Genomic DNA, 12,899 nt, shown 5'->3' on the forward strand with positions numbered 1-12,899 from the left:
CACCGGGGCGGGGCGCCCTTCGGCGTTCACGGGCGGGTCGCGTGAGGGTCACGATGCCGCGCCGCTGATCACGAACGGGAACCAGGCGGGCTTCCCGCACGTCCACCGGTTGGCGGTATCCACTCCGGTGTCGGCCGGTCCGGCCGGATGTGGGAATGTCGGTGCCGAGCAGGCTCCGGCGTGGCAGCATGTCGGCTCGGACCACGGGAAATCGGGAGGGTACGCGTGCGGATGGGACGCAAGGCGGCGCCGGTGCTGGCGCTCGCGGGGGCGCTCCTCGCCGCGTGCTCGAACACGCCGCCCCCGCCGGTGGTGACCACGGCGCCCACGTCGAGCACCCCGGCGCAGCCCACGGCGTCGCAGATCGTGGTGGGCGTCGACGACGTGGTGGGCGGCTACAACCCCCACACGATCGCGGACTCTTCCACGGTCACCTCGGCGTTGTCGCAGCTGCTGCTGCCCTCGGTGTTCCGCCAGTCCGACGACGGCAAGCGCACGCTCGACAAGACGCTGATGACCTCGGCCGAGGTCGTGTCGCAGATGCCGTTCACGGTGAAGTACGAGATCCGCCCCGAGGCCTCCTGGTCCGATGGCGCGCCGATCGCCACCGAGGACTTCACCTACCTCGCCGACGCCATGAAGTCGCAGCCCGGCGTGATCGAGCCCGCCGGCTACCGGCTCATCAACGACATCGAGTCGCGCGACGGCGGCAAGGGCGTCGAGGTCACCTTCAGCAAGCCGTACCCGGCCTGGCAGACGCTGTTCGACAACCTGCTCCCGCAGCACCTGCTCAAGGACTCCCCGGGCGGCTGGCAGGCCGCGCTGGCCACCAGCTTCCCGGCCGTGGCGGGACCGTTCGCGATCAAGACCATCGACACCGCCCGCGGCGAGGTGACGCTGCAGCGCAACGACCGCTACTGGGACAAGCCCGCGGCCGTCGACACGCTGATCCTGCGCCGCTCCGACCCGTCGGGCATCGCGACCGCGCTGCGCAGCGGCAACGACCAGTTCTCACTCACCCGCACCGACGCCAACGGCCTGCAGCTGCTCAGCGACCTCGGCTCCGCGGTGAAGCTCACGACGCTACCGCGGCCTATGGAGGCCACCGTCCTGCTGCGGCCCGTGAGCGCGGTGCTGTCGGACAAGCAGGTGCGCCAGGGCGTCGCCGCCCTGCTCGACCGCGGCAAGCTCATCACGGCCGGCGCCATGGGCGGTCCCGCCGCCGCGCTGAAGGCCGACGCGCAAGTCATCCCGCCCACCGGCGCCGGCTACGCGCCCACCATCCCGGCCGGCCCGCCTGCGGCGCCGGACCTGGCGAAGGCCGAGAGCTACTTCAAGGCCGCCGGCTACACCAAGGAAGCCGGCGTGTGGCGCAAGGGCACCAAGACGTTGTCGCTGGTCGTCGCGTCGCCGGGCGAAGAGGAGCCCTACGCGTCGATCGCGAAGGAGCTCTCCGACGAGCTCATCGCGGGCGGCGTGCAGGTCAACACGATCAAGCCCGAGCCGCGCGACCTGTTCTCGACGTTGCTGGCCATGCCGGTGCTCAACGGCCAGCAGCAAGCCGGCCCCGACGCCAACGGCAACGTGGGCGTCGACATCGCCGTGGTCCCGCAGCCCGTCGGCGGTGACCCGGCCACGGTGCTCGCGTCGACCTTCGGCTGCGCCCCCGACCAGGCCACGGCGGACCCGACGAAGCCCGTCGTGCCCGCCAACTCCGCCGGCCTGTGCGACGAAAGCCGCCAGGCTTCGATCGACTCGGCCCTCACCGGCTCCACCACCCTGGCCGACGCCTTGAAGAACCTCGAGCCCGACCTGTGGTCGGAGAACGTGGTGATCCCGCTGTTCCAGGACGCCGAGACCCTGGCCGTCGGCAAGGGCATCTCGGGCCTGACACCGGGTCCGCCGATGCTGGGCCCGTTCGGGTCCGCGGTCAACTGGACGCGCGGCACGAGCTGAGCACCCGGGCCGCTGCGGTCAGCGCAGCCGATCCGCGACCTGCTGGAGGCCCTGCCGGATCAGCCGCCCGTACTCGTCGTCGCCGAGCGCGCCGATCGTCGCCTCCGCTTCGCGCAGGTGCTCACGGGCGCGGCCGAGGTCACCCCGCTTGCGATGACACTCGGCCAAGTTGAGGTGCAACGACGGAGACAACGCAGCCGCCGACAGCGTCAATCCGGCCTCCGCCACGCGAGCGTCCGTCAGCAGCCCGGCGGCCGCCAGCGCGCGCTCGTCCCAGAGCAGCTCCTGCCGGATGTCGTCCTGCACGTCGGCCATCGAATGCGCGAGCGTGCACCGGTGCAACGGGTCTCCTCGCTCACCACCGATTTCGCCCCAGATCTCGGCGAACACTCGACGCGCGCCTTCCCAGTCGCCGCTGTGACCGCGCTGCACCGCCTCGCCGATCCGGGTGAGCGTGGGGTCGGTGATCACGGATTACTCCTCTGCCTCACAACGAAAACGCCCCGGCGCGCACAAGGCGGCACCGGGGCGTTTCTCGTCCAGGCGGCTCAGATCAGCTGCAGGCTCTCCGCGAAGTGGCAAGCCGTCGGGTGGCCCTGGCCGCGGTCGACCAGCAGCGGCTCTTCCGTGCTGCACTTCTTGCGGCCCGCGTCGTCGATCTCGTTGGCGAACTTCGGGCAGCGGGTGCGGAAGCGGCAGCCTGAAGGCGGGTTCGCCGGGCTGGGCACGTCACCGGTGATCACGATGCGCTGGCGGCTGCGTTCCTTGCGCGGGTCCGGCACCGGGATCGCCGAGATCAGCGCCTGGGTGTACGGGTGCGTCGGGGCGTTGAAGAGGTCCTCGGCCGCCGCGGTCTCCACGATCTTGCCGAGGTACATCACCGCGATGCGGTCGGACACGTGGCGCACGACCGACAGGTCGTGGGACACGAACAGGTACGACAGCCCGAACTCGGCCTGCAGGTCCTTCAGCAGGTTGAGCACCCCGGCCTGGATCGACACGTCGAGCGCCGACACCGGCTCGTCGAGCACCAGCACCTTCGGCTTGAGCGCGAGCGCGCGGGCGATGCCGATGCGCTGGCGCTGGCCGCCGGAGAACTCGTGCGGGAAACGGTTGCCGTGTTCCGGGCGCAGGCCCACGGTCTTCATCAGGTCGCGGACCTGTTGACGGCCGCCGTTGTCGTAGAGGCCGTGGATGCGCAGCGGTTCGGCGATGATCTCGTTCACCGGCAGCCGCGGATCCACCGAGGCGTACGGGTCCTGGAACACGATCTGCATCTCGCGCCGCAGCCGCTGCAGCTCGCGCTTGCCCATCGTGCCGAGGTCGCGGCCCTCGAAGCTGACCTTGCCCGACGTCAGTGGCTGCAGCGCCAGCGCGACGCGCGCGGTGGTCGACTTGCCGCAGCCCGACTCGCCCACCAGCGCCAGCGTCTCGTGCGGGTAGATGTCGAACGACACGTCCGACACGGCCTGCACCGCGCCCGTCGTACGGCGGACGAGGCCGCCGCCGCGGATGGGGAAGTGCTTGACCAGGTTCTGCGCGGAGAGGACGGGCGTCCGGGTCGCCGTAACCTCGCTCATCGGTTCGTCTCCGTGTCGGTCGCGGCGTCGACGGTGACCGGGACGGCTGCCGTGTCGGCCGAGGTGGCGCTGAACAGCTCGGCCGGGTCGCGGCCGACGACCTGCTCGGTGAAGTGACAGGCCGCGAACTGCGAGCCGGGGCCCGCCACCAGCGGCGGTTCCTCCTTGTCGCAGATGTCCTGCGACAGCGGGCAGCGCGGGCTGAACGGGCAGCCCGGCGGCATGTTCTGCGTGGCCGGCGGCGAGCCGGTGATCGGCGTGAGCCGTTCGGTCTTCACGTCGAGGCGGGGCAGGCTGCCCAGCAGGCCCAGCGTGTACGGCATCCGCGGCGTGTAGAAGATCTCGTCGACGGTGCCGGACTCCACCACTTTGCCCGCGTACATCACGTGCACGCGGTCGGCCTGGCCGGCGATCACGCCGAGGTCGTGGGTGATGAGCACCATCGCCGCGCCCGTCTCCTTCTGCGCCGCCTGCAGCGCTTCGAGGATCTGGGCCTGCACGGTCACGTCGAGCGCCGTGGTCGGCTCGTCGGCGATGATCACGTCCGGGTTGTTGGCCATTGCGATCGCGATCACCACGCGCTGGCGCATACCGCCCGAGAGCTGGTGCGGGTACTCGTCCGCGCGCTGCTTCGGGTTCGGGATGCGGACGAGGTCGAGCAGGTCGATCGCCTGCTTCTTGGCCACGTCCTTGCGCACGTCGTGGTGCGCGGTGATCGCCTCGGCGATCTGGTCGCCCACGGTGTACACGGGGTTCAGCGAGGTCATCGGGTCCTGGAAGACCATCGCGATGCCCTTGCCGCGGACCTTGTTGAGCTCCTTCTCGCTGGCTTTCAGCAGCTCGACGCCGCCGAAGCGGATCGAGCCGGAAACCCGCGCCGTGCGGGGCAGCAGGCCCATGATGGCCAGCGAAGTCACGGACTTGCCGGAGCCGGACTCGCCGACGATGCCCAGCACCTCACCGCGCTGCAGCTGGTAGTTCACCCCGCGTACGGCCTTGACGAGGCCTTCGCCGCTCGGGAACTCGACGGTCAGGTCCTCCACCACGAGGACGGGATCACCGCTGCGTGCTCCTGCGTCGTACTCGGTCATGCGCGCACCTTCGTCTGCTGGGGGTCGAACGCGTCCCGCAGGCCGTCCCCGATGAAGTTGATCGTCAGCGCGATCAGGATGATGAAGACGCCCGGGAAGTAGAACAGCCACGGGCGGGTGTCGACCGCTGTCTGCGCGGTGCTCACGAGCAGGCCGAGCGACGTGTCGGGCGGCGTGACACCGAACCCGATGAACGACAGCGCGGTCTCGAGCAGGATGCCGATGGACACCAGGATCGTCAGGTTCACGATGATCGCGCCGAGCGCGTTGGGCACGAGGTGCCGGAAGATGATCCGGGCGTCACTCGCGCCGAGCGCCTTGGACGCCTCCACGAACTCCTTCTCGCGCAAGGAGAGCACGACACCACGGGCGACGCGGGCGACGTAGGCCCAGTACAGGCCGGCGATGACCACCGCGATCAGCCACCACGTGCCACCGACCTGGTGGGCGAGCACCGCGGCCACGGCGAGCAGCGGCAGGGTCAGGATCAGGTCGGCGATGCGCATCAGCACCGTGTCGATCCAGCCGCGGTAGTAGCCGGCGACCGAACCCCAGATCGTGCCCACGAACGTCGCGAAGATCGCGATGAGCACGGAGATCTGCAGCGAGACCTGGGTTCCGCGCATCACCTGCGCGAGGGTGTCGTGCCCGACCGCGTCGGTACCGAACGGGTGCGTGCCCGACGGCGGCGCGGAGTTGTCCTCGGTGATGTCGACCGGCGTGAACTTCCAGACCAGCGGGCCGACGTACGCGAACAGGATGATCAGGATGAACACGATCAGGCTGACCATGGCCAGCCGGTGCTGCAGGAAGCGCTTGAAGACCAGCTGGGCCTGGCTGCGTTCCTTGACCGTGAACTCGCGCTCGGGAACGGTGTCCGGCTGGGTCGCGACGTCGAGGCGAGAGTCCGCGCCGGTCGGCAGTTCGGTCGTCGATTCGTCAGGCATAGCGGATCCTCGGGTCGAGCAGGCCGTAGAGCAGGTCGGCGATGAGGTTGAGCAGGATGATGAACGTGGCGGCGATCAGCAGCCACGCCTCCACGGCGTAGACGTCGCTCTGCCGGATGGCGTTCAGCAGGAACGTGCCTGCGCCCTGCCATTGGAACACGGTTTCGGTCACCACGGCGCCGCCGAGGATCGCGCCGATGTCCAGGGCGGTCACTGTCGTGAGCGGGATGAGCGCGTTGCGCAGCGCGTGCCGGCGCGTCACCGTCCAGCGGGGCAGGCCCTTCGCGCGGGCGAGCCGCACGTAGTCGGAGTTGAGGACCTCGAGCATCGACGCGCGCTGGAAGCGGCTCCAGGCCGCGTAGCTCGTCAGCGCAAGTGAGATGGTCGGCAGGATCAGGTGGCCGGCGACGTCGCCGAACTGTGCCCCGAACCCGTCGGGTGTGATCACCGACGAGGAGCCGATCGTGAAGAACACCTGGTCGCCGACGGAGGTGTTGATCCCGATACCGATCTGCTTGAGCACGATGGCGAACCAGAACGACGGCATCGACAGGAACAGGAAGCCGAAGAAGGTCGCGGTGTAGTCGAACTTCGAGTACTGGCGGGCCGCGCTGATCACGCCGATGACGACGGCGAGGATCAGGGCCACGATCATGGCCAGCACGATCAGGCGCAGCGTCACGCCGAAGCGGACGAAGACCTCGTGGCCGATGTCGAGGTTCGACTGCACCGACGGGCCGAAGTCACCGCTGAGGACGCCGGTGATCCAGTGCCAGTACCGCTCGAGGATCGGCTGGTCGAGGTGCAGGCGGACCCGCTCGAGCTCGATCGTCTGGGGCGGCGGCGGCGGGTTTCTCTGGATCAGGTAGCTCAGCGGGTTGGCTGAGAGCGACACCATCACGAAGACGACGAACGTCGACACGATCAGGATCGGCACCGAGACGAGGAGCCGGCGCACTGCGAAGGCAAGCATGGAGGTCTTCCTGCTCTGGTGGTTCTGCCGCGGCCCGCCGCTTGTGGTGGCTGGGCCTGGCGACGAGAGGAGGCAAATCTGGAGTTCGGGACGAAGCGGGCAATCTAATCGGGCATGCAGTGAGGGGCCGGCAATCTTGCCGGCCCCTCACCGGTTGTCCTGCGCGAATCTACCGGGTGGTGATCACTTGCGGATGCCCCACTCCGCCATGTTGTAGACGGGAGCGTCGAGCGTCGAGTTGTTGCGGATGTTCGCGATCTTGTCCGAGGCCGCGATGAAGGTCGGCTTCTGGTACAGCGGAAGCACGTACGCGTCGTTGGACATGATCTGGTCGGCCTGGTTCAGCAGGTCCGTGGCCTTGGCCTGGTCGGTCTCGGCGTTGGCCTCGGCGATCAGGCTGTCGACCTGCGGGTTGGAGTACTTGCCGTAGTTGCTGCCCTGACCGGTGACCCAGTTCTGGACGGCACCCGCGAACGGGAACGGCGAGGACACCCAGGCGAACACGATGATGTCGTAGTCGCCGTTGGTGGTGGTGTCACCCAGGTCGTCGGTCGGCGACACGTTCACGGTGACGCCCAGCTGCTTGGCGGCCTGCGCGAACAGCTCGCACTCGTCCTGGCGGATCTGGTTGCCGACGGTGTAGCGGATCCGGAACGGGCCCACGTTCTTGCCGGACTTGTCCTTCAGCTGGCCGCCGGTGATGGTGTAGCCGGCATCGGTGAGCAGCTTCTTCGCCTTTTCGATGTCACCAGTGCCCTGGCCGGTCGACGAGATGACGTCCTTGAAGCCCTGCTGCTGCGGCATGAAGTTGTGGTTGTTCAGCGGCTCGACCTTGTTGGTGAACTGGCCGACCGTCTTGGCGATCATGTCCTTGCGGTTGACTGCCGTGAACAGCGCCTGGCGCAGGGTCTTGTCGGCCAGCGCCGGGGTCTTCAGGTTGAAGTCGAAGTGCTCCCAGGTGAGGCCCAGGCCGATGTAGGACGAGATGTTCGGCATGTTCTTGACCTGGTTGACCAGGTCGACCTGCGGCTGCGGGTAGATGACCTGGACTTCGTTGTTCTGCAGGGCGGTGGGCTCCTGCGTGGCGTCGGTGATGACGCGGAAGATCACGCTCGACAGCAGCGGCTTCGTGCCCCAGTACTTGTCGTTCGGGACCTCGGTCACCGACTGGTTGTTCACGAACTTCGAGATCTTGAACGGGCCGCCGGACCAGGTCGGGACGGTGTCGCCGAACCACTTGTACGACGAGGCGAGGCCGGCGGGGGTGTTGGTGTCACCGTGCTGCTTGGCCAGGTGCGCCGGGTACATCGCGCCCGAGGAGCTCCACAGCTGGCGCCAGTCGGTGAACGGCTTGGAGAAGGTCACCGTGACCGTCTTGCCGTTGTCCGAGCCGACGACCGACTGGACCTGGTCGTAACCCGAGGTCGTCGCCGGGGCGCAGTCGGGGCAGTCCTTGCCGTTTTGGACCTTCCAGTTGTAGATGAAGTCGTCGGCCGACAGCGGCGTGCCGTCGTCCCAGGACGCCTTCGGGTTGATCTTGTAGACGACCACCTGCGGGTTGGTGCTGGTGACGTCGGCCGACTCCACGAAGTCCTTGTTGAGGACCGGCTTGAGGTCAGGCGTCGCGTAGAAGGTGTAGGGCAGGATGCCCTTGGTGACCATGCCGGTCTCGAAGACGTTGCCCTCGGCGGAGGTGACGTTCCAGTTCGGGATGTTCTTCTCGATGGCGTACGTGACGTCGCCGCCCTGCTGCAGCTGGTCAGCCGTAGCCGAGTTGCAGGTGTTCACGTTCTTGTCGCAGTCGGCGAATGCCTGCCCGGTCTGCACCGCGCTGTTGCCGCCGCCACCGCCACCACAAGCGGAGAGCAGAAGGGCCGCGCCCGCGACGAACGCACCGAGCTTCGCGGCGCGCGACCTTGTCGTCACTAACATTCATTCTCCTTGCTCGACGCCGTCGCGGGTTTGCGAGGCGACCTCTTCCTGACCGCAAGCTCCGATGTAATCGAGCTAGCTCACCGTAGTCGTGCAACCTAGGCAGTGGACAGCCGTCAAAACTATCGATCCGGACACTCTCAGTGAGATCGTGATGGAACAGCAATCTCGTCTTGCCTATCTCCACCACGGGTTCTGCGGTTGATCGACTACGCAGGGTAGCTAATCTCTGATCATCGCAGGCCTCGTTCGGGGACGGCCACGGCTCGTTGGGTCATTCGGCTCGGGGGACAATAACCGACGCCATCCTCTTTGTGGACCCCGCGAATGGACTAGTCACACAGCCGTGACAAACCGGAAGTGACGAGGAATTAACCTGATCTCGTGAACGGTGGCGACCGCTTACCGGAGTGCGGGCCGCAGGGCGTGTCCGGCCCTTTCGGGGCCACTCCCGCCGGGTGGGCGGAACCCTCGCCGCGGAACGTTCCGGGACTCGGAACGCCGCGACCCCGGGCCCCGCGGCGGAGTTCATTAACCTGGTGCCGTGATCCGAAAGCTCCTGCTCGTCCACGCGCACCCCGACGACGAAACCATCACGACCGGCGGCGCGATCTCCCGGTACGCCGCCGAGGGCGCCGAGGTCTCCGTGGTCACGTGCACTCTGGGCGAGGAAGGCGAGATCGTGCCGCCGCGGCTGGCCCTGCTGGCCGCCGATGCCGCCGACCAGCTCGGCGGCTACCGCTCGGGCGAGCTCGCGGCCGCGTGCGCCGCTCTCGGCGTGACCCGCCACGAGTACCTCGGCGGGATGGGCCGCTGGCGCGACTCGGGCATGGCGGGCACGCCGGCCGCCGAGCACCCGCGCGCGTTCGCCGGCGGCAGCCTCGACGAGCAGGTGGCCCAGCTGGCCGAGCTGCTCGACGAGCTGGCACCCCAGGTCGTGGTCACCTACGACTCCTTCGGCGGCTACGGTCACCCCGACCACATCCGGGCCCACGACATCACCATGGTGGCGGCGCCGCGCGCGGCCTCGGTCGAGCGCGTCTTCCACGTGGTGCACTCCCGCGCCGCGGTCGACGCGGGGCTCGCGCGGCTGCGCGCGAGTGGCGGCTCACCCTTCCGGGTACCCGAGGACCACGAGCTCCCCGGCACCGCGGATGAGAAGGTCACGACCGTGCTCGACACCTCGGCCCACCTCTCGGCGAAGATCGCGGCCCTGCGCGCCCACGAGACGCAGCTGACGGTCGCCGACGGAGAGATCGTGCACTTCGCCCTCACCAACGACATCGCGCAGCCGATCCCGCCCGCCGAGTACTTCGTGCTCGCCCACGGCGACGCGGCCGGCGCGGACACCGACCTGTTCGGGGGGCTGTGACGTGCCGGCCCCACTGAGCTCCGGGCAGCGCCTGATGCTGGTGCTGCTGTGCCTGGATGCGCTGCTGCTGGCGTTGCTCGAAGTGTTCTTCCTGCCGCTGCGCGTCGGCGCGCTCGAGGAGGTGCCGCTGCCGCTGACAGTGCTCGTCGCCGCGGTCACCACACCGTGGCTGGTGCTGACGGCCGCGAAGCTCGTTCGGCCGGGGTTGTCGTGGGTGCCGCTCGCGGTGTGGGTGGTCGTGGTGTTCGGCATCGGCTTCGCCGGACCCGGGGGCGATCTCGTGCTCGTGCAGGACTGGCGGGCGATCCTGCTCCTCGGCGCGAGCGCGCTGCCGGCGGCGCTCGTGCTCGGCGGCGGGCTCGGCCGCGCGGCCGCGGTGAAGGGGAAGGTCCGTGGCTGAGACCATTGAGGACCGTCACGTCGTGGCGGTGTTGCGCCCGTTCGTCCGGGCCAGCGGGCCAGTGCTCGACGCGCTGCGCGAGGCGGACCCGTTCGGCTTGCAGGCGCGGGCCCGCAAGACCGAGGCGGCCGAGGAGTTCGGTGACGAGGGTTTCAAGGAGAAGGTGCTCGGCGCGCTCACGTCCGTGAAGGTGCCCGGCACCGCCGCGTGGGCCGGCATGGACATCGACGAGCGCTGCGGCTGGTGGGTCAACCGCGTCGGCCGGCTCACGGCGTTGCTTACCTCGATCCCGGGACTCGGTGGCGCGCTCGCCGACCGGCTGCCGGTGCAGGACACGCTCGGCGCCGCGTCGCAGGGGCTGTTGCTGTGCGCGATCGCGGGGGAGTACGGCGTGACCGACGTCGGCAGCCGGGTGCGACTGATCGCGTCGGTGCTGTTCGAGCGCGACCTCGACCCGGTGCTCGCCGCGGGCAAGCCCGCTGACGAGTCCGCAGAGGACAGTGCGGCCGCGCGGCTCACCGAGGAACTGACGGAATCCGAACGCGCCCACGGAAAGGTGACGGTGAAGGCCGTCGCCGGGACGCTGTGGCGGCTCGGCCGGTCACTGTGGGGGATCACCGAGGAGCTGGAGAAGCGCCCGCGCGGCCGCTTCTACCACCGGGCCCTCGGGCTTGTCCCGGTCGTCGGCGCGGCGGGCGACTACCTCGGTGAGCGCTGGGGGCTCAAGCAGATCTGGAAGCGCGCGCACGGGTGGCTGATGACCAACTCGCACTGGGCTTCTTTTTCTTGAGCCGAACCCGCCTGCGTCCTCAGCCGAGCCGCCGCCGTCACCGCCAGAAGAGGAACGCCGACTGCCCGACCAGCGCGGCCGGCCCGCTGCCGCCGAACGCCTCGAAGATCAGGCCGGCGACGTACCAAAGCGCATCGGACAGCGGGTGGAACGCGAAGAACAGCGCGAAGAGCACCAGCGGAGCCCACGGCCGCACGCGCGCGCCGAACGCCCGCGCCTGCGGCGAGAGGTACGGCTCGATCGCACCCCAGCCGTCGAGGCCGGGGATGGGCAGGATGTTGATGAGGAACGTCATCACCTGCAGCAGCGCGAGGTAGGACAGGCCGAAGAACAGGCCGGGTGACATCGGCACCAGCGCCGCCACGAGGCACAGCGCGGCGCCCACCCCGAGGTTCGACAGGGGGCCGGCGAGCGACACCCACGACGAGGTGGCCCGGTTGCGCAGCGCGCCGCGGTTGATCCACACCGCGCCACCGGGCAGCGGGATGCCGCCGATGAGGAGGAAGATCAGCGGCAGCAGGATCGACAGCACGGGGTCGGTGTAGCGCCGCACATCCAGTGTGAGGTAGCCCTTCTGGGCGACCCCGGCGTCGCCGCCGCGGTAGGCGACGAAGGCGTGGCCGAACTCGTGCAGGGTCAGCGAAGCGATCCAGCCGCCTGCCACGAGGAGTACGACGCCGGTGACGTAGAGCGGGCCCCGGTCACCCGTGAGACTCAGGGAATTACCGTAGGCGGCCAGGATTCCGCCGATGACGGCGACCGCGAGGATGCCGATGAAGACCGGGCTGGGCCGCACTGCTGATCTCTGCACCCCACCAGTCTTCCGTATGCCCGGTGTGAAGTCTTCGGCGTGTCCCCTTGCGCGATCGGCCCGAGGTATCCCCCGAACTCGCTACTCCGCTTGACCTGACCGCACTACACGGGTGTAATCACAGTGATGTCATTCGCTGTCGAGAGGGGACAGCGGATGTCGTTTCACCACCGCCAGCCTGGGGAGTGCGTAGGAGCGAGGAGGCGGACGTGCGGTTGGAAGCGGAAGGCTCGAGGACAGACTCGAGGCCTGAAAAGAGGGAGTGGGGGCACGTCGTGGGTTGGGGCGAGAACCCTGAGCAGGAGCTGGGGGATCTGACCGACCTCTTCGATGCCACCGAGGAGGAACAGGACTGGCAGGAGCGCGCCTTGTGCGCGCAGACGGATCCCGAGGCGTTCTTCCCCGAGAAGGGCGGCTCGACCCGCGAAGCCAAGCGGATCTGCCTCGGCTGCGAGGTCAAGGACGAGTGCCTGGAGTACGCCCTGGCGCACGACGAGCGCTTCGGCATCTGGGGCGGTCTGTCCGAACGCGAGCGGCGGAAGCTGAAAAAGCGAGCCATCTGACGGGCGTTCGCGAGGGGAGAGCTGTGTTCGCGGAACGCGCGAACCATCTCGCGTGGTCAGTGTTCTCCGGGGATGCGACCCCCTGACCCCGGCCGGGGGCAGGCCCCGGACCCCCGCGGTGGTCGGCTTTGCAAGTGGGCGTGGGCATCGCGCGAGGTGAGGTTGTGTTCGCAGAAGGTGCGGACGTCGGGCCGCCCGTGTGTTTTCTTGAGGCCCATCGGTGTGATCGCCGTGGTGAGCGGGCGTGGGTTTCGTGAGAGTCGAGTGGGTCCGTGCACTGCGCGGACCCACTCGCTTTTGTGGCTTTTTCGCTGGTACAGCGTCGGATCAGGCTGAGCGCGCCTGCGCGTGGGTGGGTTGCGGCCGACGTGAAGTGGGTTCGCGACCGTGGTTTTTCGGTGTTCCTGAGCTGTGGTGTTTGAGGCCGAGGCGGGGTGGGTAGTCCGGCCGCAATGGAGTGAGCGCGGGAACCTTGCCGCTGTGG

At 68.8% G+C, this 12,899-nt stretch carries 12 protein-coding genes; 5 read left to right on the plus strand and 7 right to left on the minus strand.

What is annotated here, in order from left to right:
- Positions 1-231 precede the first annotated feature (231 nt).
- Positions 232-1,956, plus strand: a complete 1,725-nt coding sequence (locus AB0F91_RS03285; RefSeq protein WP_360595128.1) for an ABC transporter family substrate-binding protein — start codon at positions 232-234, stop codon at positions 1,954-1,956.
- 18 nt (positions 1,957-1,974) lie between these two features.
- On the opposite strand, the gene AB0F91_RS03290 is transcribed toward AB0F91_RS03285, so the two are convergent.
- The 6 genes from AB0F91_RS03290 to AB0F91_RS03315 form a co-directional block, all read right to left on the minus strand.
- Positions 1,975-2,427, minus strand: coding sequence for a hypothetical protein (locus AB0F91_RS03290; RefSeq protein ID WP_360594311.1), 453 nt, complete (start codon positions 2,425-2,427; stop codon positions 1,975-1,977).
- Positions 2,428-2,504: 77 nt separating this feature from the next.
- Positions 2,505-3,536 carry an oligopeptide/dipeptide ABC transporter ATP-binding protein gene (locus tag AB0F91_RS03295; RefSeq protein WP_360594313.1) on the minus strand — a complete coding sequence of 344 codons (1,032 nt, stop codon included), beginning with the start codon at positions 3,534-3,536 and terminating at the stop codon, positions 2,505-2,507.
- Positions 3,533-4,627 (minus strand): ABC transporter ATP-binding protein, encoded by a 1,095-nt coding sequence (locus AB0F91_RS03300; protein WP_360594315.1) that lies wholly within the window; start codon positions 4,625-4,627, stop codon positions 3,533-3,535. The genes AB0F91_RS03295 and AB0F91_RS03300 overlap by 4 nt, the downstream gene beginning before the upstream one ends.
- Positions 4,624-5,574: an ABC transporter permease gene (locus tag AB0F91_RS03305; RefSeq protein ID WP_360594317.1), complete on the minus strand. Its 951-nt coding sequence runs from the start codon at positions 5,572-5,574 to the stop codon at positions 4,624-4,626. Before AB0F91_RS03305 ends, AB0F91_RS03300 begins: the two co-directional genes overlap by 4 nt.
- Positions 5,567-6,547 (minus strand): ABC transporter permease, encoded by a 981-nt coding sequence (locus tag AB0F91_RS03310; RefSeq protein WP_360594319.1) that lies wholly within the window; start codon positions 6,545-6,547, stop codon positions 5,567-5,569. Before AB0F91_RS03310 ends, AB0F91_RS03305 begins: the two co-directional genes overlap by 8 nt.
- Positions 6,548-6,730: 183 nt before the next feature.
- Positions 6,731-8,479: an ABC transporter family substrate-binding protein gene (locus tag AB0F91_RS03315; RefSeq protein ID WP_360594321.1), complete on the minus strand. Its 1,749-nt coding sequence runs from the start codon at positions 8,477-8,479 to the stop codon at positions 6,731-6,733.
- Positions 8,480-9,023: 544 nt separating this feature from the next.
- On the opposite strand from AB0F91_RS03315, the gene mshB reads away from it, so the two are divergent.
- The 3 genes from mshB to AB0F91_RS03330 are packed head-to-tail and all read left to right on the plus strand — an operon-like array spanning position 9,024 to position 11,041.
- Positions 9,024-9,851: an N-acetyl-1-D-myo-inositol-2-amino-2-deoxy-alpha-D-glucopyranoside deacetylase gene (gene mshB, locus AB0F91_RS03320; RefSeq protein ID WP_360594323.1), complete on the plus strand. Its 828-nt coding sequence runs from the start codon at positions 9,024-9,026 to the stop codon at positions 9,849-9,851.
- 34 nt (positions 9,852-9,885) lie between these two features.
- Positions 9,886-10,251, plus strand: a complete 366-nt coding sequence (locus AB0F91_RS03325) for a hypothetical protein (RefSeq protein ID WP_360595129.1) — start codon at positions 9,886-9,888, stop codon at positions 10,249-10,251.
- Positions 10,244-11,041 (plus strand): hypothetical protein, encoded by a 798-nt coding sequence (locus AB0F91_RS03330; protein ID WP_360594325.1) that lies wholly within the window; start codon positions 10,244-10,246, stop codon positions 11,039-11,041. The genes AB0F91_RS03325 and AB0F91_RS03330 overlap by 8 nt, the downstream gene beginning before the upstream one ends.
- Before the next feature lie 37 nt (positions 11,042-11,078).
- Here AB0F91_RS03330 and AB0F91_RS03335 read toward each other — a convergent pair whose 3' ends face one another.
- Positions 11,079-11,837, minus strand: coding sequence for a site-2 protease family protein (locus tag AB0F91_RS03335; protein ID WP_360595131.1), 759 nt, complete (start codon positions 11,835-11,837; stop codon positions 11,079-11,081).
- A 320-nt stretch (positions 11,838-12,157) separates the two neighbouring features.
- Between AB0F91_RS03335 and AB0F91_RS03340 the strand changes: the two genes are divergently transcribed.
- Positions 12,158-12,415: a WhiB family transcriptional regulator gene (locus tag AB0F91_RS03340; protein ID WP_220247102.1), complete on the plus strand. Its 258-nt coding sequence runs from the start codon at positions 12,158-12,160 to the stop codon at positions 12,413-12,415.
- Positions 12,416-12,899: the final 484 nt, after the last annotated feature.

The sequence above is a fragment of the Amycolatopsis sp. NPDC023774 genome (genome assembly GCF_040639695.1).
Lineage (GTDB): Bacteria > Actinomycetota > Actinomycetes > Mycobacteriales > Pseudonocardiaceae > Amycolatopsis.

Coding starts and splice junctions, on each gene's coding strand:
- AB0F91_RS03285 (WP_360595128.1), top strand. CDS start 232: ATGGGACGCAAGGCGGCGCCGGTGCTGGCGCTCGCGGGGGCGCTCCTC.
- AB0F91_RS03295 (WP_360594313.1), bottom strand. CDS start 3,536: ATGAGCGAGGTTACGGCGACCCGGACGCCCGTCCTCTCCGCGCAGAAC.
- AB0F91_RS03300 (WP_360594315.1), bottom strand. CDS start 4,627: ATGACCGAGTACGACGCAGGAGCACGCAGCGGTGATCCCGTCCTCGTG.
- AB0F91_RS03305 (WP_360594317.1), bottom strand. CDS start 5,574: ATGCCTGACGAATCGACGACCGAACTGCCGACCGGCGCGGACTCTCGC.
- AB0F91_RS03310 (WP_360594319.1), bottom strand. CDS start 6,547: ATGCTTGCCTTCGCAGTGCGCCGGCTCCTCGTCTCGGTGCCGATCCTG.
- AB0F91_RS03315 (WP_360594321.1), bottom strand. CDS start 8,479: ATGTTAGTGACGACAAGGTCGCGCGCCGCGAAGCTCGGTGCGTTCGTC.
- AB0F91_RS03325 (WP_360595129.1), top strand. CDS start 9,886: ATGCTGGTGCTGCTGTGCCTGGATGCGCTGCTGCTGGCGTTGCTCGAA.